Source organism: Algoriphagus aurantiacus, assembly GCF_035156405.1.
GTDB lineage: Bacteria > Bacteroidota > Bacteroidia > Cytophagales > Cyclobacteriaceae > Algoriphagus > Algoriphagus aurantiacus.
Genome location: NZ_JAXRUT010000042.1, coordinates 1 through 19,371 on the forward strand (window position 1 = coordinate 1; position 19,371 = coordinate 19,371).

The window sequence follows — 19,371 nt, forward strand, 5'->3', positions numbered from 1 at the left end:
GGAACCGGGCTGGGGTAAATCAAGGCTACTCAGGTACTCCTTTATCTTTGTCTGATCAAGAAATCTTTTCATCAGACTCATCCCGCCAAATGGGGTCACTGGCTTGTCTGAGTATTCGATAGGAAGATTAACCATTTTGGTGAATGTTGATCCTATTAAAAATCCCCTTTTTTATCCTCCATTCAAACAATTATCAATATTTTTCTATTCCTAATGCATAATCACGGTTTAAAATTAATTTGCAAAACTAGGTCGATTAAACATCCATCTTGAAAAAACTTCATCAAGCCTAGATGAAGAAATCTCTATCTAAAATTGCAAAAGTTGATTAAAAATTAATTCCACTTTAATTAATCATTAGCTTTTAGAATTATGTGTGTATTCTCATGATTGCACATACCGAATTAAGTATGGATTGAATTAGGGAAATCCTCCCAAAACAGTCGTCGGAACAGGATTTTGCCAGAGGTAGAAGTATTGAAATAGGTAAATCTGAATTTTAAGTTGGCTACGCTCTTACCACCAGAAAAGATTAAGGGATTAGAGATTGGAGCCCAATCCAGAAGGCTATCGAGGGTTAATGGAGGAATAGAGAAATGATTCGAAAAGCTTTCTAGAGAGAACACATTATAATTACTAGAAGAGGAATCAACTCTGTAGACATTTACAGAAATAGTCAGTATTGAGAGATAACCTAATTCTTAGTCTTCAGCTTTCTGGCTAATGCGTCTACCCACCAAAGAATAGCTCTTTTCATAAACATTTGTTACTTTAAATAGCAACAATGACAAGTTGACTTTTTCCAATTTCTACACCATGTTACCATCTCGACACACCCCCATCGATATAAGCAAAGAGGATTTTAGACAAGCCGGATACCAATTGGTAGATTTGATAGCTGAATTCATCAACAGCATCGATCAAATGCTGGTTACCACTGCTGAAACTCCTACGCAGATTCAAGATATTTTAGGTACGGCAACACTTCCGGAAAATGGCATTCCGCTCCCCGAGTTAATTTCAAGAACAACTGATTTGCTGTTGAATCACTCCCTGCTCAACGGTCATCCGAAATTTCTAGGCTACATCACTTCATCTCCTGCACCCATTGGTGCCTTAGCAGATTTATTGGCCGCTGCAGTAAATCCAAATATGGGTGCCAATATTTTAAGTCCGATGGCAACGGCTATTGAGAAGCAGACAATCAAATGGTTGGCTGAGTTTATTGGTGTTTCACCAAATTATGGTGGAATATTAGTCAGTGGAGGTAACATGGCAAACTTCACAGCCTTTCTGGCAGCCCGAACGGCAAAGGCGCCAAAGAATATGAAAAAAGAAGGATTGCTGAGGATATCGGGAGAAATGATTGTTTACTGTCCCAAGACAACCCATACCTGGATTGAAAAAGCTGCGGTCTTATTTGGTCATGGTTACGAATCCATTCGATGGATACCTACTGATGCTGAAAATAAGATGGATAATGCCATTCTCGTCCAGACTATGGAAGAGGATCTTAAGAAAGGTTTGAAACCATTTATAGTGGTGGGAACTGCCGGAGACGTCAGCACCGGAGTAGTTGATGATCTTGCAGGTATTGCTTCCATTTGCAAAAAATATGACCTATGGTTTCATATCGATGGTGCTTATGGGATTCCCGCTGCAGCGATTCCGGAATACAAAAGAATGTTTGACGGCATTGAAGAGGCAGACTCCATCGCTCTAGATCCTCATAAATGGCTCTATGCACCGCTTGAGGTAGGCTGTACATTGGTGAAAAATCCACAGCATCTGCTTGATACTTATAGTTCGCAACCGGTTTACTACAATTTTGGAAAGAGCAAGGATGAACCATCGATGAATTTTTATGAATATGGTTTTCAAAACTCAAGAGGTTTCAGGGCTTTGAAAGTTTGGATGGCCATACAACAAGTTGGAAGAAATGGCTATGTGCAAATGATCAATGAGGACATTGAGATTTCAAAATACTTCTTTGAAAAAGCAAAAAAGCATCCTGAGCTTGAAGCCATAACGCAGAATCTCAGTATAACCACGCTCCGCTATTTCCCGAAGGGTAAATGGGGTGATACATATTTAAACACCTTAAATGAAAATCTCCTGAATGTCCTGCAGAAGGGTGGAGAAATATTTTTGTCCAACGCTGTAGTGTTTGAGAAATATTGTCTGAGAGGTTGTATTGTCAATTTCAGGACTTCGAAAAAAGATGTTGAGGAAATCATTGAAATCATCATTCGCGAGGGGAGAAAACTTCATAAGCATCTTCAGGAAAGTCATTGATTCGCTAACAAAACATCACTTTTTGACTGCAAATATTAATGATCCTTAAGGGTCGCACTTCTTAATACATTTGTGCCGAGTCGTAGCCATGGGTGAAACCTGCCATTATCCAACACAAGCTTCACCGAGGACTATGGGGGACATTTGCAAAGTAGTATAAATGCAAAAAAGCCTTAGATTTCTCTAAGGCTTTAAGCGGAATGGACGGGACTCGAACCCGCGACCTCCTGCGTGACAGGCAGGCATTCTAACCAGCTGAACTACCACTCCAATATTTTTATAAACTTGGGCTAAGCTTTCTTAGCTCCATGAAATGGACTTCTCTTGCGACCTTACCGATGTATCGGTACAGGCATTCTAACCTCCCGATAGTTATCGGGATGAACTACCACTCCAATATTCTATTTGTCACTAATTGATAAACTTTTTTCATCAATATTAAGCGGAATGGACGGGACTCGAACCCGCGACCTCCTGCGTGACAGGCAGGCATTCTAACCAGCTGAACTACCACTCCAATATTTTTAATCAAATTGAGACAAACTTTCTTATCTCTTCGAGTGAACTCTAACTTGCAACCTTCCCGATGTATCGGCAATCGGGACAAGCTTCTAACCAGTTAAAGTATCACTCCAATATCTTTAATTGTCACTAAGTGATGAACTTTTTCATCAAATTCAAGCGGAATGAACCGAACCCTGACTTGCGACCTTCCCGATGTGTCGGGACAAGTATCTAACCAGCTGAACTACCACTCCGTTTACTGCAATTGCAGGACTGCTTTAGATTTCTCTACAACTACCCTGTTTTTGAGTGATGCAAAGGTATGTTTTAGATTCGTTAATGCAAAAGTAGATATGAAAATTTGCGTTATTATTTCGTATGAACTTCTTATTCAAGGAGATATTTTTTGAATTCAGTTCCACAGAAATACTATTTAAGAACATCCATGATATGCCTATGTGTATTGTTTCATTTACCTTTTCTGAATTTTCAGTCTGAATCCATCATCTTCAATACTAAAGCAATTTCACTTTCCAATTCTTGAAACAACTGTTCTACTCTATTAGATTTAAATTCTTCCAAATGCTCAATTTCATGAGCAATTTTGGCTAAAATCCCCATGCCGGATGAAATAGCCGTTCCATACAGTTTATGCCCGGTCTCATTAATAGGCGTTTCATCGCCCAGTTGTCTTAACTTCTGAAGATTACTTAAAGAATTCGTCAATTCTGTCCTAACCACTACCTTGATACTGGCTAAAAACTCCTCATCATCGGATGTATAACTGCGCAACTTTTCCGGGTCATAATGACTGTTCTCTACTGTAATGACTTTATTATCAATAGAACTTGAATTCGAAACTTTGTGATTCAACCACTTAGTAAGCATCGCTTCTAAGGTCTCTTCTACTACAGGTTTGACCACAAAATCATCCATGCCGGAGATCAGGCATTTTTCGCGATCTCCCATTAAATAACTTGCAGTGAAGGCGATGATGGGCACATGAGAATCCTTTTCTAAGAGTCGAATATTCTTGGTAGCTTCATAGCCATTCATAACTGGCATCTGCACGTCCATCAGAATAATATCAGGAAACTGATTTTGGCAGTATTCCACAGCTTCCAACCCATTGACCACCTCTACTACAGTGGCTGTGGGGGCAATTTTTCTGATGATAGTTTTAGCCAAAAGCATATTGACCAGATTGTCTTCCACTACCAACACAGTAAATTCCCTTACCTTATGTATAGGCTCTGGAGTGGGTTGCTCCTCTTTAACAACCTCTGTTGCATAAAGTCTAGATAGTGCCTGATAGAAATCATGAATCTTCAGTGGCTTAATCAAACGTTGGCGTATACGAAGGTCCTTACAGCTTTCAAGGATTTTATGGTCATCCGAAGAACTGTGTAGCAACATAATAGGCTGCTCTCCTGCCCATGAAGCAAAACTCTCCCTAATCTTTCTGATCGTTTCAAGTCCATCCATAAAAGGCATGTGATAATCCATTAGTATCACATCAAACTGCTCTCCAGTAGACAATATCTGGAGTGCTGCAAACCCATTGGAAGCTTCTCTAGACTGAATGTTCTTTAAAAGTAACATTTGCCTTACAATCAATCTATTATTTACATTGTCATCGACAATTAGTACATTCTTTATATCCTCTACATCAGACCAATCGATAGGTTCTCCTATCTCTGTTTTCAAGCTAACATCAAAATAGAATGTACTTCCTACACCCGCCTCACTAGTCAAATACAGCCTGCTATCCATGAGTCTGAGAAGGCTATTGGAAATAGTCAATCCAAGCCCAGTACCACCATATTTCTTTGTTGTAGAACTATCTTCCTGCGAAAAGGCCTCGAAGATTTTTAATTGTTTTTCCGGCTTGATTCCTATTCCGGTATCTCTTACAGCAAAGCGGATTTTGTAATAATCACCCTGAGATTCCAGCGTTTCTATTTTCAATTCAATTTCTCCGCTTTCGGTAAACTTAGAAGCGTTACCCAAGAGATTTACCAAAATTTGCTTAAGACGTACCGAATCTGCATAGACGAATCGTGGTAAATCTATCGCTACATTTAGCAACATCTCCAATCCCTTATTTTGAATTTGGTAGGTAATGATATCAGTGGCCTGGGCGCAAAGTTCGTACAGATCAAACTTGTCAATATCCAGCTCCAGACGGCCTGCTTCTATTTTTGAAAAATCAAGAATATCATTGATAATATTCAATAGGGTATTTCCTGATTGGTTTACTATTGATAAATATTGATGCTGGGTTTCATTGAGTTTTGTTTTCAGCAGCAAATCCGTAAATCCTATTACACCATTCAGAGGAGTTCGGATCTCATGACTCATATTTGCCAAAAAATCAGATTTGGCAACACTAGCTTCTTCAGCTTGAATTTTCGCCTTTTTTAAATCTTCACGGTGCTTTACAGTGCTAGTGACATTCTGAGTGAAAAGCATAATACCCCCGATTTCATTATCCGTAATATACCAAGGCCTCAATTCCCAAGTCACGTATTGATCTTCTAGGTAACCTGGCAATGGAATTAAATCTTCTTCCTGTCTTTCTATTGCTCCCTTTAGGACCCGCTGATGAATCTCCTTCCTTCCAACAGCTACCGATGGGAAAATATCGTAATGTGAATTACCTATAAGCTCTTTGCCTTCCAGGTGATAATCCTCTATGTAGCGATTGCTGGCAGCTATGTAGTTCATACCCTTATCAAACATGGCGACAGCTGCTGGTGCATGCAGTACAAAAGCTGAAAGACGGCTCTTCTCACTTAGGAGCTCCAACTCCATTTTCCGCACTTCTGTGATATCTCTAGCAACCCCTAAATGCCCTTTGGTTACATTATTAACATCACGAATTGGAGTGACTACCAAGGAAACTGTTTTTCTCTCCCCATACTTGGTGATATAAGTCCATACACGCTGCTCCATACCTTCCCCCTCAGATCTAGCAGTAAACACATCTTTGATACTTATTTCATCTCCAAGTTCCTTCTTTAGCTCTATCAGGTGTGCTTCCATTTCTGTTGGATCATGTATGCACTCCGCAGTTTGCTTGCCCACCATTTCTTCTGCGGTGTAGCCCAACATTTTCTCTGCGCCTGTGTTAAAAACCGTAATGACACCAGATAAATCTGTTGCAATTATGCTGACTTCCGAAGAGGCATTAAACACATCATCCAATACCTTTTTGGTTTGCTCCAGATCTATTTGAGCTCGCTTACTTGCATCTATATCTTGAAAAGTCCCAAAAATCCGGACACAGGTCCCCTCTTCAAATTCTATCTTCCCTATCGCCCGGACCCACAATTCATTGCCTTTGGCGGTGATAAGCTGCAACTCTAAGTTCCAACCTTCACCGGTACGCATTGCGTTTTCCAGTGCTGTTGAGATCTTCGCCCTGTTTTCTCCTTCTTTATAAAAATTAATTGCGGTGGATAATTCTGGTTCAAAGTCTACAGGAACTTCATGAATAGTCTTAGTCATTGGAGTCCAGGTGAGCTGCTGCGTCTTGATATCCAGATTCCAGCCTCCTACCCTAGCTACTTTTCCGGTCTCTTCGAGAAGGATTCTAGCCTGAGACAATTCTTTCTCCAGTTGCACCCGCTTCGAAATATCCAGGGCATTGCCGATCACATAGTCTCCCCCATCACAATGATTACTTTCTACGACATTATTAAACATCCATATCAGCTCCGAACCATCCTTATGCCGTGTGATCATCTGTCCACTTGCTTTCCCCTCTTTCTGGACTACAAGCAAATATTGGTCTATCAACGTATGACGATATTCGGGTACGATATCATAAAGACTACGTCCTATCAATTCTTCCGCTGTATACCCAATTTTATTGGCTCCAGCCTCATTTACAGAAAGAAATACCCCTTTCAAGTCATGAGTACACATTAATCCCTGTGAATTTTCAAAAAAAGCTCTTAGCCGACCTTCGCTTTGCGCCAATTGTTTTTCCTTAGCTTTGGCTTCAGTCGTATCCCTGGCAATGCTAAAAATATCCCCTGTATTGGGGTCTTGGGTAGAAACCCATGTCAATAACTTATAGGAACCCTCTTTGCATAAAAATCTGTGAGAAAATTTTATTGAAGTCTCTCCATCCATTAATTTCTTGACTTCACGAATTGACATCTTTACATCATCTGGATGTATCAGTTCAAAAAAAGACCGGGTAAGCAAGGTCTTTTTATCCCAGCCTAGCAATTGGGTAAATGATGGATTGATTTTCTTGAAATAGCCATCTGTACCAGCGATGCAAATCAAATCAGTGGAGAGATTAAAGAACTTCTCCACATTGCTATACTCATCAATCAACTTTCGCTCCTGAATAATGATCATTGCTTCATTGGCAAGCAATTGAAGCGCTGTCATGGATTTTTCGTTAAGCAAAATCGAATCGCTTTCAAAAACAAAGAGACAGCCAAGCCATTCGCATTGATCTCCCAGTAAAGGGAGCCCAGCATAGGCCTTGATGTCATAATCAGCAAAAATTCTGGAAATTTCTGCAGAAAGCGGAAGAGAAGCTATATTATCGCAGCTAACTAAATCCTTACTGGCTGAAGTTTGCTCCTTACAGAAGGAAATAAGCTCATCACTGTCAACGCTGATACCTACTTCTGCTTTATACCCTATGCCTGCATCACCCTCAATTAAGATGAGGGATTTGGTGGTCGCACTAACAATAGTACTTAGCTGGCAAATCCTATAAAGTGATATATCCTGAATTTCATCGAGATTTTGATAGTTATGAACTTGCAATTGATCTGATTCACTTTCTCCCTGCCCAAAATTATTCCTCATAACTAAACTTTAATAGTATGCATTTAGTAACCAGAATCTTGTCACAACCTGACTAAATATTGTCGCAACTTATGACTCTTTAAGAACAATAAAAATAAATTGAGCCGTAATAAAAAACCCTTCCCAATCGCAATCAACCTATTTTTTTACTGTCATCACAGCTATATACTTTAAAACGTTTATTGAATAAACGATTACGATTTTCATCTCTAGTTGAGTGTTTAAAACAAAAAAAGACTCTCTTGATGATTTTATTTCCATCAAGAGAGTCGTAATAAAAGTTAAAGAATTTAGGTGCCTTTTTAGCCAGTAGAATTACAATGACTTTTGCCAATTCCAGCTATCTCTCAGTGAATCTTCAAGCGAATAACTTGGATGCCAATTAAGTACCGAATTGATTTTTGAGGTATCTGCCCAGATCTTCACAACATCCCCGGGTCTTCTTGGGCCGATTTCAAAGTTCACCTTTACTCGATTGACTTTCTCAAATGTTCTGATCACTTCCAATACAGTATTTCCATTTCCAGTTCCTACATTGAACACATCGTAGAAATCATCCTTCTGCTCTCCTAGGTAAGCCAATGCCTTCACATGTGCATCTGCCAAATCCATTACATGAATAAAGTCACGGACACAAGATCCATCCACCGTATCGTAATCATCACCGAACACAGTAAGCTTCTCACGAATTCCAGCAGCAGTTTGGGTTACGAAGGGTACCAAGTTAGCAGGAGTTCCTATTGGTAATTCTCCTATTTTCCCGCTTGGATGTGCTCCTACCGGGTTGAAATAGCGCAATGAAATCACCCGTATTCCAGCCCTACTTTTTACTAAATCCACTAAAATATCCTCACAGATTTTCTTCGTGTTACCATAAGGACTTTCTGCATCTTGTCTTGGCGTCTCCTCTGTCACAGGCAATAATTCTGGTTGACCATAAACGGTACAGGAAGAAGAAAAAACCAAATCTTTTATCTGTTTAGACTTCATGAATTGAAGTATGGTCAACAGAGAGTTTATGTTATTTTGATAATACTTTAACGGCTGGACAGTGCTTTCTCCCACAGCTTTGAAAGCCGCAAAATGAATAACACCCGTGATGTCATGCTCTGCAGCAATTTGATTTAATAGACTAAGATCGCTGCAATCTCCCTTATAAAAAGTAAGTCTTCTGCCAATGATTTCTTCAAGTCTATCCACCACTTTAGCTTCAGAATTTGACAAATCATCAATAATGATCGGGTCAAAACCTGATTTAACCAACTCGACTGCTGTATGAGAACCAATGTATCCGGCTCCTCCCGTTATTAAAATCTTCTTCATGTATGTATAAAAGTTTGCTTGTGCAAAACTATCCAAATGGATGGATTTTCGAATTCTTTTCTGATAAGAGTTATCGGAAAATATGATTATCTGTAATGTTGAAAGTGATGCTTTGCTTAAGTGGACGGAAGACCGAAGACAGGGAACGGAAGTACCTTTGACCTTGCCTGAATTTGATTGTCACTTGATTCTTAAGTTTACCATTTCTTACTGTGCTTTTTAATCCCTACTGGTAGAAATGAGGATAAACATTTAGAAAAATATACTTCTAATATCCATACTATCTGCATCCCCAATCCTCCTAAATATTGTCCGCCCAAATCACTCTGGAATAGAAAAGTTGGAAATCACAAAGCCCTCCATAAACACCACCAAAAGATATATTAGGACAAATTTCAGGTTTGTTGTAAGCATCTTGGAAGTACTTACAGGCTGTCCTACTACCGATTGTACCATAACAATGTTTTGAAAGGAAATTGCATTTCCTATTGCTGAGCCAGTAAGCAGCAATGCGAGCCTAAGATATGCAGGTTCACCCGGTGGAAATAGTGTCATCACCGAGCTGTTGAACAGCAACACGCTCATAGTAGCACTTCCGGTCACAAAGCTTCCCAACATCCCGGCAAAGGGCACTAATCCAAGGGATGTGCCCCCTGAAACTTCAGCAAAGACCTGCTCTACAGCCAAAGCCAAATTTTGGCGCATTAACTGCGCAAAGAAAACTAGAAAAAGAATGGTGAAAATAGGCATGGTGAGGCCATGAAGGATACTTTTCGCCTGCTTAAAAAATTGCACTAACAGATCTCGTTGGGAAGCTGTCCTTAAGTACAAAATTGCTGCAACGATAAATACTAGTCCTGGCTGATACAGGGAAATTGCTTTGAGGCCCTCACCTAGGGATAATTCAAAGCGTCCCAACATATAGTTAGCCGGAATGAGCAACAAGACAAATAGTAGATAAGGATAAAATGTTTTAAACCAAACCTTTTTAGGAGGCCTCTCCTTTTTGGGGACTGACAACCAGACGAACGGGATCAATCCAACCAATCCTGCAACAACCGACGGGTATTCCACGCTGAATTGCCCCACCACTCCGTAAGGAACAGCAAAGCAAATACCTGCACTAACCAACATCTTCCATTCAGCTTTCCAAACTACCTTTTTCTTCTCGGTTTTGCCATATAACCAGGCCAGGCCAAACGGAACGATAAGAGCAGGCAGCAGATTTAGTATCACCGTATGGGATACTTCAGGGCTAATAGAATAAATATTCAATCCAACATTGATCGGGGTGCCCAGTGCTCCAAACGTCACTGCAGTGGTATCCGCAGCCAACGGAAGGACAACACTTGTAAGTGGCTTGTATCCGACAGCCAACATAAGTGGGGCGATCAGCATTGCGGGTATTCCAAAACCAGCAATTCCTTCCATAAAGCTCCCCAGAAACCAACATAACATAATTGCAACTGTAAGCCGGGAAGAAAGGGCAGAAGTTGATTTAACAAAATCCCCAAACTGGTTTAAGGAAGATAATGTATTATAAAATAGGTAAGCCCCAAAAAGAAGTAGGATCAATTCCACTGAGACAATAGCTCCATTTGCCAAGGGTGCGAGGATTTCTCCTTCAGTAAAGAGCGTTTTGCCTACTATCAGGATAATACATCCCATCAATGCCCCAAGCCATAATTTTCTAAAAAGAAAACCTCCGGTAAACAAAGCAGCAAACTACAATAGCAATAGCCAGTATTCCACTAGTTTTCTGATTATCCGCCCTAAAATTAATGGGCGTTGTTTTCTATGTGACTCTCCGCTTTCGAACCAGTAAGCGTTATTTTCCAAAATGGCCTCGGCAAGCTTGGTTATTGAGCCAAGTCTCCAACAAATCCAAGAACAACACATAACCTTCTTAAGCTACCTGATTAGCAAAAAGCTTCCCCTCTTTTCTACAGTCTGAATCTCTCCATCTAATGCAAAGCTATGCTGCATCAGGAAGGTGTAAGTTCCTTGAGTGGCATTTTCTCCATTCACCAATCCATTCCAGCCTTCTGCTCCGGAGTAAATTAATTGCCCCCATCTGTTAAAAACCCAAAGGTTAAAGTTGATTTCACAATTTGATACACCTGCAAACAGGCCTCCATCTCTCGTCGGGTTAAAACCCGTTGGCATTCGTACGTCCGGAGCCTGTTCTGATACCAGTCCAGTACCCAAACTTACACAGCCAGTAGCGTCTAAGACTGAGATAGTGTAAGCTCCTTTTGATAAACCAGTAAGAGTATTGCTGGCGGCATTTCCGTCCTCCCAAAAGTAGATATAGGGAGCTTTGCCTCCTGCAGGAAAAGCAAACAATTCGCCATTACTAACTCCAGGACAGGCTGGTTTGGTCAATCTCACATCCACCTCTAAAGCTGCAGGAGATGTAATCTCAAAATTAAGTGGTATAGAGCAACCATTTTGATCTACCACAGCAAGTTCATAAATCCCTTGTTCAACATCAGTCAAATTCAATTGACCCGTAAATTCAATTCCATCTTCTAACTCAATCGTGTAAGGAGCCGTGCCACCTATTACAGTCAAATTTAAAACCCCATCCTCTTTTCCATAGCAACTTACTCCCTCTACACTAAGGGAAGCAACCTCTAGCAAAGCAGGAGCTGTGATTTCCAGGCTTTCCAATACTCTTTCGCAGCCTAATTGATCTACTACAGTGACAGAATAAGTTCCGACAGGCAAATCCACCGCGGATGACTCATTCAAATCAGGATCATGAGACCAAGTAAATTCAAATGGTGCTACTCCGCCTTGGATATCCAGAACTATCCTTCCGTTAGTTTCCCCAAAACATTTCACATCCTCCATGCTGCCAACAGAAAGCAAAAACTCGTCTTCTACTTTCACTTCCAAGGGATTTGAGGTTCCCTCGCAGGATTGGTCAATTAAACTATAGGTAGTATAGCTTACAGTCCCGATTGTCCCAGGTACGTTCCAACTTATTTCAACTGTTGGTTGATTTTGTCCAGAAATAATTTCTCCTCCAATTACGCTCCACTCATATCCACGACCATCTGAAGGATTTGGTGCGGCATAGAAATGTGTAGTGAGGGGATCAAAACAAACATCTAAATTTCCAATCGGGTCTTCAGCGTCCAGCAGAATATTGATAATCACATCCAGAGAAATAGGCTCAACCAAACAGCCATTGGTATTTAAAGGAGTGGCGATGATTTTAGCAGATGGATTGGCCGGACCCCAATTGACTAAAACTGAATCCCCATAATTTTGAACAATCGTTCCACCCTCCACTTCGAAACTTACTGACTTTATGTTTTCTTTGGACGTGAGCTTGTAAACTAATTCTTCCACATCAGGGCAAACTGATTGTGGTCCTATCAGTTCCGCCTTTGATTCCAATACCTCTACTTGGAATGTCTCTTCTTCCTGCTGATCGCAGGTATTGGGACTGATGGATGCAGTGACTGTCACCTCGTATATCCCGGGAGTATCAAAAGTATGAGTCACTTCTTGACCCTCTTGGAGCGCAGATCCATCACCAAAATCCCAGGTGAAATAAGTAAACGCTTCATTTTCTGGAGTAATACTCCAAGTTCCTTCTTGGTCTAGACAAGCTACCCGTTCACCTTCCACTTCAAATTCATACTCGGCTTTTATTTCAAAATTCAGATTATCCAACGCTGCTCCCACTGCGTATCCATAGGATTCCAAAAACCCAAATCCATATACATAGGCAATAAAGCCTTCTGGGTTTGTCAATTGATGGACTCCTTGGGGAATAAGAACCCTTGCAAAATAAAAGGAGGGATTCCCTGGAACCTGTGAAAAAGAAGCGCCAATATTCCTTCCATCTAAAATGGTAGAAGCCTGAGCTCCGGCAGGAACTATAATACTTACGTAGTGCGCTTGAATGGACTGCAATGAGAGAGCAGAAAACTTCACATCCTTCAGTAATTGTTGATTTGGACTGTAGGTAATCATAAAAGGATCACCTTGATCATATCTTGGATCCCCAATCTGATTACATCCTTGGCTCTTGGAAAATACAGTGACCGAAGATGGTTTTGAAGTGGTGATGGAGACTGTTTCGCCAGCTTTAAAATCCAAAGTCAGAAACTTAGCAGCATTTATTACACCCCGGCTGTTGCCGTTTACAAATACTTCAGTGTTGTCCTCCGATGCCAAAACTTTCACCAATTCACCTGATGTCCTTCCCTCTAATGCTACATGGATATAGGAGTTCCCCCAAGTGGTTACCGGGTATGCTTGTTGAAAAAGATTATCATTTGCTGCGCCACAATTACCCACTGATGTCCACTTGTTCCCTCCAAACACAGCAATTTTTTTACATGAATTAGCATCATCTCCTATCACTCTGACCCGGGAACCAGTCAGGTCAAATCTATCTTTAATCTGGTAGCTCTGACCACGATCCAATGCTATTTCAAGAGGTGCAGAACCATTGCTTTTAGTGATTTCTATTTGAGTATTATCTTCTGTGGCAATTACTAACAGACTACTTTCATTATCAACATTACCATCGTATTCTACAGGATGTGTGAGTCTCTCGAAGTGAGAAGTGACCAAATAGTCTTTCCCTAAGGCTCCCACAGGCAAGACAACTGTACCGTCGGCACTTCTGATCCTTTCATTAAAAGCATAAACCGTCAAGTCCCCAGTTGAACTGATATAAATCCCTTTGTTTTCAACTCGGTTTGAGCCCCTATGGAGCACATCAAAATCCTGGGAATCAAGAATCAAACTGAATCTTCCGCCTTGTGCTAAGGTGGCAGTTCTAGTTTGCCCAAGATATTCAATAGTAATGGTAGCATCTTCAATAGCTGTTATTTCTAACATTGCCCGATCAGGAGCTCCGGGCAGAATACGGTTATTTTCCATAAATCCCACCCAAAACTCTTTCCCGATGGTAGAGATTTGACCATAGGATATCGTCACAAGAAATTGCAGCGATAGAACTAAAGAAACAATACGGTAAAATCTCACCATCCAGAATTAGAAAACCCTTTAATATCCTAATATAGCGAACTGATAAAAATAAAGCACCCTATCCATAACAAACCAGAATCTCGCCCTTCAAAGCTTGGAAATCACTAAGTCTTCACATATTTAATCCCTATCTTTGCGCCTCAAAAAAGAAGAAACACCTTTATGATTTCAGTAGATAACCTTTCCCTCAAATTTGGTAAACGAACCCTTTTCGATGAAGTTTCCCTAAAGTTCAACCCTGGCAATTGCTATGGGGTGATCGGGGCTAACGGCGCCGGAAAGTCAACTTTTTTGAAAATCCTTTCCGGTGAAATTGATAGTACAAGTGGGGGTATCAGCATCACTCCTGGTCAGCGAATGGCTGTATTGAGTCAAAATCACTTCGGTTTTGATGAAGTGGAAGTCTTAAAAACTGTCCTTATGGGGCACAAGACGCTTTATGCCATTATGGAGGAAAAGGATGCCATCTACATGAAGGAAGATTTCACCGAAGAAGATGGCTTGCGCGCTTCTCAATTGGAAGCTGATTTTGCTGAAATGGATGGCTGGAATGCCGAGTCTGATGCGGCAGCCCTCCTTTCCGGTCTAGGGATCACCGAAGACCTGCATTACATGCAGATGAAAGATCTTGCCGGTAATCAGAAAGTGCGGGTTTTACTTGCTCAGGCGCTTTTCGGAAATCCGGATATTTTGATTCTCGATGAGCCTACCAATGATTTGGATGCATCTACCATCGAATGGTTGGAAAACTTCCTGTTGGATTTCAAAAACCTGGTGATCGTAGTATCCCACGATAGACACTTCCTGGATTCAGTTTCTACGCATATCGTAGATATTGACTTTGGGAAAATAAAAATCTACTCAGGTAACTATACCTTCTGGTACGAATCTTCTCAACTCGCATTGAAGCAGCGTTCTGATTCCAACAAGAAGGCTGAAGACAAGAAAAAGGAATTGCAGGCATTTATTGATCGCTTCTCTGCCAACGTCGCCAAGTCAAAGCAGGCTACGGCACGTAAGAAGATGATTGAGAAATTGAACATCGATGAGATTGAGCCTTCGATGAGAAAATATCCGGGTATCATTTTCAAACCTGAAAGAGAGGCCGGAGATCAGATTTTCATGACTGAAAACCTGGAATTGAAAGCTGATGGAGTGACTTACTTCACTGACGTAAACCTGATGGTGGACAAAGGCGATAAAATTGCTTTTATCTCGAAGACTAAGCAGGCGGTGAATAAATTCTTCCAAACGATCATGGAGGAAATTCCTGCTACAAAAGGAAGTTTCAAATGGGGAGTTACCATCAACAAAGCCTATTTGCCAAACGATAACTCTGAATTTTTCAAAACAGATATTTCCCTGATCGAATGGCTACGGCAGTTCTCTGGAAATCAGGAAGAAGCTTATGTAAGAACCTTCTTGGGAAGAATGCTCTTCACGGGCGAGGAATCACTGAAAAAGTGTTCAGTACTTTCCGGGGGTGAAAAAGTTCGCTGTATGATCTCCAAGATGATGCTACAGAATCCAAACCTTCTGGTAATGGACGAACCTACCAACCATTTGGATCTGGAATCGATTACAGCATTCAACAACGCAATCATTGATTTTACTGGTACGGTATTGATGACATCTTATGACCATGCTTTTGTACAGTCTTCAGCAAATAGAATCGTAGAATTCACTCCAAACGGAACGATTGATAGGAGGATGCCTTATGAAGCTTATCTTGAAAGCGAGGAAATCAAGGCATTGAGGGAAAAGATGTACGGTAAGTCTACTCAATAAATCATGCCTGATCAATCGTTATAAATTTAAACTCAACGCAACAAACTATATTAGCTAAAATATACTAACATATATTCAATTTAATATTAGGATTAATTATAAATCAGAAATAGCTATTTCTTAAACATTTCTCCCTACGCATATATTCATTTTATATATAAATATTATTTAATTTTTTTTTATTTCATCTTTATTTAAAAAAATTATGATTTTACTTGGAATTTTTGAAAATATAGACTTTTCTTCAAATTTTATCCCAATAGTAGGATTCACAATAACTATATTAACCTTTATAATAACTCTTAGGCTAAGAAAATTAACATTCAAAAAACTTGCAAATAGAGAGGTATATTTAAAACTAGAATTAGCTTCAATAGATCTATTTAGATTTGAAGCCACAAACGTAGATGTTATAAGACCTTTATGGGAAAAAGATATCGACATCCCAAAAAAGGGGACAGCAGAATACTTGGTTTTAATGAACTATGTTTGCCAAATGCTCAATCTCTTTGAACTAGCTATAAAATTTAGAAAGTCCAAAGATAAAATATTACCTCCGGATCTTTTTAGTTCTTGGGTTGCTTGGTTTCATTCTTTGGTTACAGCACCTGGCTTTCCAATAATTTGGGAAGACGTTAATAATCACTATATTATAGATCTAAGAAATATAATGTCTGGAGGAATAGAAATTACAAAAGAACATACAAATCCAGATTTTATAGAAGAGAAATTTTATAATTTTGTTGCTTTTGTCCTAGACTGTGATGTTATCAAATATTGGCTTTCTGGTTCAGAGGAACAAAAAAGAGTTTACAAAGACTTTAATAAGTCAAGAAAAATGTTAACATCAGAAACAACTAGATCAATCAACAAGCCTATTGAAATCACATATATTCAAGACAAATATAGCATTCAAAAATATGTAGATTTTTTTATTGAAAATACTACCAATAATTATATATCTCATGGGGAAATTCAATATGGGCGAGCAATAAACTCAACAGAATGGGTAACCAATTTGAACTCAAAATTAATAAATGATTTCACAGATGTATTAGAAAATAGTGAAGCTGGAAATTTAATCTCGACGCATACGGCAGAAGGCGTTTTAGTCGGCTTTATATTTTTAGAATATTTTGATTCCCCAAATGGGGTTTACGCAACATTATCAGACATAGTAATATCTGAAGATTATAGGAGACTTGGAATTGGGAACGAAATGATTAATTGGGTATTTAAAGAACTTGATAGGAAGAACATTCCCACAATTTATGCAGAAAGCAATTTAAATAATATTTCTGCTCATAATTTTTTAAACAAGCATGGGTTTTTAACTATATCTAAAGTATTCAAAAAAGATTTGATAATATAAAACGATTAAATGAATTTAATTGCCGCATTCTCTTAGCCTCTTTTTCCTAAGATTAACCCCAAGTCACACATGAACTATCCTAAAATCATACTCAAACACGGCAAAGAAATTTCTATAAAAAGACGGCATCACTGGGTATTTTCTGGAGCTATTTTCCAAAAAGACGCTGATCTCGAAAATGGTCAATTGGTTTCCGTTTTCTCTTCGAAAGATGAGTTTTTGGGAATAGGTCATTTTACCGAAGGCTCCATTATGGTTCGGGTTATCTCTTTTGAAGAGCGGAAAATCGACCAGGCCTTTTGGAATGAGAAAATAGCTTCAGCACTTTCTTTAAGAAAAAGCCTTGGACTTACTGATAATGATCATACTAATGTTTACCGATTGATCCATGGTGAGGGAGATTTACTACCAGGATTGGTCGTGGATTTTTATAATGGTACGGCTGTGATCCAGGCGCATCAGATTGGCATGCATGCACATCTTAAGGAAATCGCCCAAGCAATCAAATCGGCTTATGGAGAGCAAATCTCAGGCGTTTACGACAAAAGTGCTGAGACCTTGCCAAAGAATCTGGGTATTACTTCCAATGAATGGGTTCTCGGTCAACCCAAAACCGACTTGGTTCAAGAATTTGGAGCGACTTATAAAATTGATTGGGAAAAAGGACAGAAAACCGGCTTTTTCATTGATCAGCGAGAAAACAGGAAGCTACTTGCCTCCTATTCAAAGGGGAAAAAAGTATTAAACACCTTCTGTTACTCCGGGGGCTTTTCAGTTTTAGCACTAATGGAAGGGGCTGCGGAAGTTCATTCTGTGGACATCTCTACTAAAGCCATAGAACTGACTGAAGAGAATGTACATCTCAATCCGGAAATCCAAGGAAAGCATGAGTCTAAGGTGGCTGATGTAGTCAAGTACATCCGTGAAATTGGTGATGACTACGATGTGATTGTGCTGGATCCCCCGGCTTTTGCCAAAAACCTAAAAGCCAGACATAATGCGGTACAAGCGTATAAACGACTGAATGCTGAGGCCTTGAAGAAAATCAAATCTGGTGGAATTCTATTTACCTTCTCCTGTAGTCAGGTAGTGGACAAAGCACTTTTCCGAAATACCGTCACCGCAGCAGCACTGGAATGTGGCAGAAAAGTAAAAATACTTCACCAGGTCACTCAGCCTGCTGATCATCCGATCAATATTTTCCATCCCGAAACAGAATACCTCAAAGGCTTAGTGCTTTTTGTGGAGTAATTCAGGGGTTTCTATCCTCTTTTCCCCTATTTTCGCTTAGTCAATCAAATCTAACTATGTACACAGGAATACAACATCTTCATTCTGGAATCGCTTATCTGGCATTGCTTGCTTTGGTAGTGGTCATTATTTACATGCTCATCGGGTCTCTATCTAACCGTGAATTCACGGAGAAAGACCGGAAAATTGGATTGATCGCTTTTGTTCTTTCCCACATCCAATTGTTAGCAGGTTTGATCCTTTACTTTATCAGCCCTTTGGGTTTGGAAATGCTACAATCGGATTCGGCTATGTCAGACCCAGCAGCCAGATTAATTGCTCTTGAGCATCCTTTGATCAATATTATCGCGATAGTAGTAATATCTGTTGGCTATATCCGGGCAAAGAAACTGAGAACTTCACGTTCTAAATTCAGAAGCATCTACATGATGTATGCCATTGGATTGGTGTTGATTCTTTCCAGACTTCCTTGGTCGACTTGGATTGGATAAGGCTTTCAAGTGTTAAAAACAGAAAGAGGTAACGTGTGATATGTTGCCTCTTTCTTATTTAGACTAAATGCATTTTATGAAAAAATAGGATATCACTTGTAAAAAATCCCCCTTGCCCCCTTTGTAAAGGGGGAGTACCTCAAATTTGAACCTCTGACCAGTCCTTAGAGATTTAAAAGTTATACCTCACAAAATTAAAATAATGCTTTGGTATCTCATTTCGATGCTGAAACTATCATGAACAACCTGCAAAGCTCAACATGGATCTACCCCTTTCATGCCTTTCGTTAAACCTTTAACAATCAATGCTTTAATATTTAATCACACAGAAAAACAATTAGTTTAAAACCTTCAAATAAATAACTTGCCTTTAGCAATGATCAACATCTCGGTGTTTTTTGCATAAAAGCCTATGAACTTTTAGCACCACGCTATTATCCAACTGGTGCCAACTCCCCCTTGAATCCTCTCACTAGGTTAGGTCAACTTCATTTT

9 protein-coding genes and 2 tRNA genes are annotated in these 19,371 nt (G+C 39.8%); 5 read left to right on the forward strand and 6 right to left on the reverse strand.

Annotated features, from left to right (window positions below):
- Positions 1–816 precede the first annotated feature (816 nt).
- On the forward strand, positions 817–2,295 hold the full coding sequence (locus SYJ56_RS24415) for a pyridoxal phosphate-dependent decarboxylase family protein (RefSeq protein ID WP_323838785.1): 1,479 nt from the start codon (positions 817–819) through the stop codon (positions 2,293–2,295).
- A 196-nt stretch (positions 2,296–2,491) separates the two neighbouring features.
- Here the strand turns inward: SYJ56_RS24415 and SYJ56_RS24420 are convergent.
- The 6 genes from SYJ56_RS24420 to SYJ56_RS24445 form a co-directional block, all read right to left on the reverse strand.
- Positions 2,492–2,565 (reverse strand) — tRNA-Asp (locus tag SYJ56_RS24420).
- Between the two features lie 173 nt (positions 2,566–2,738).
- Positions 2,739–2,812, reverse strand: a tRNA-Asp gene (locus SYJ56_RS24425).
- A gap of 476 nt (positions 2,813–3,288) precedes the next feature.
- On the reverse strand, positions 3,289–7,635 hold the full coding sequence (locus tag SYJ56_RS24430) for a PAS domain-containing hybrid sensor histidine kinase/response regulator (RefSeq protein WP_323838786.1): 4,347 nt from the start codon (positions 7,633–7,635) through the stop codon (positions 3,289–3,291).
- 315 nt (positions 7,636–7,950) lie between these two features.
- Positions 7,951–8,958 carry a UDP-glucose 4-epimerase GalE gene (galE, locus tag SYJ56_RS24435; RefSeq protein WP_323838787.1) on the reverse strand — a complete coding sequence of 336 codons (1,008 nt, stop codon included), beginning with the start codon at positions 8,956–8,958 and terminating at the stop codon, positions 7,951–7,953.
- A 321-nt stretch (positions 8,959–9,279) separates the two neighbouring features.
- Positions 9,280–10,626, reverse strand: coding sequence for an L-lactate permease (locus tag SYJ56_RS24440; RefSeq protein ID WP_323838788.1), 1,347 nt, complete (start codon positions 10,624–10,626; stop codon positions 9,280–9,282).
- Between the two features lie 243 nt (positions 10,627–10,869).
- Positions 10,870–13,923: a PKD domain-containing protein gene (locus SYJ56_RS24445; protein ID WP_323838789.1), complete on the reverse strand. Its 3,054-nt coding sequence runs from the start codon at positions 13,921–13,923 to the stop codon at positions 10,870–10,872.
- Between the two features lie 213 nt (positions 13,924–14,136).
- Between SYJ56_RS24445 and SYJ56_RS24450 the strand changes: the two genes are divergently transcribed.
- The 4 genes from SYJ56_RS24450 (at position 14,137) to SYJ56_RS24465 (ending at position 18,876) form a co-directional block, all read left to right on the forward strand.
- Positions 14,137–15,762 (forward strand): ABC-F family ATP-binding cassette domain-containing protein, encoded by a 1,626-nt coding sequence (locus tag SYJ56_RS24450; RefSeq protein ID WP_323838790.1) that lies wholly within the window; start codon positions 14,137–14,139, stop codon positions 15,760–15,762.
- Between the two features lie 205 nt (positions 15,763–15,967).
- Entirely contained in the window at positions 15,968–17,134 is a 1,167-nt protein-coding gene (locus SYJ56_RS24455) for a GNAT family N-acetyltransferase (RefSeq protein WP_323838791.1), read from the forward strand.
- A gap of 69 nt (positions 17,135–17,203) precedes the next feature.
- Positions 17,204–18,385, forward strand: a complete 1,182-nt coding sequence (locus tag SYJ56_RS24460) for a class I SAM-dependent rRNA methyltransferase (RefSeq protein WP_323838792.1) — start codon at positions 17,204–17,206, stop codon at positions 18,383–18,385.
- A 56-nt stretch (positions 18,386–18,441) separates the two neighbouring features.
- Entirely contained in the window at positions 18,442–18,876 is a 435-nt protein-coding gene (locus SYJ56_RS24465; RefSeq protein WP_323838793.1) for a hypothetical protein, read from the forward strand.
- Positions 18,877–19,371 lie beyond the last annotated feature (495 nt).

Bases quoted from the DNA above. Each gene is read 5' to 3' on its own strand.
- SYJ56_RS24415 (WP_323838785.1), top strand. From the start codon at position 817: ATGTTACCATCTCGACACACCCCCATCGATATAAGCAAAGAGGATTTT.
- SYJ56_RS24430 (WP_323838786.1), bottom strand. From the start codon at position 7,635: ATGAGGAATAATTTTGGGCAGGGAGAAAGTGAATCAGATCAATTGCAA.
- galE (WP_323838787.1), bottom strand. From the start codon at position 8,958: ATGAAGAAGATTTTAATAACGGGAGGAGCCGGATACATTGGTTCTCAT.
- SYJ56_RS24440 (WP_323838788.1), bottom strand. From the start codon at position 10,626: ATGGGATGTATTATCCTGATAGTAGGCAAAACGCTCTTTACTGAAGGA.
- SYJ56_RS24450 (WP_323838790.1), top strand. From the start codon at position 14,137: ATGATTTCAGTAGATAACCTTTCCCTCAAATTTGGTAAACGAACCCTT.
- SYJ56_RS24455 (WP_323838791.1), top strand. From the start codon at position 15,968: ATGATTTTACTTGGAATTTTTGAAAATATAGACTTTTCTTCAAATTTT.
- SYJ56_RS24460 (WP_323838792.1), top strand. From the start codon at position 17,204: ATGAACTATCCTAAAATCATACTCAAACACGGCAAAGAAATTTCTATA.
- SYJ56_RS24465 (WP_323838793.1), top strand. From the start codon at position 18,442: ATGTACACAGGAATACAACATCTTCATTCTGGAATCGCTTATCTGGCA.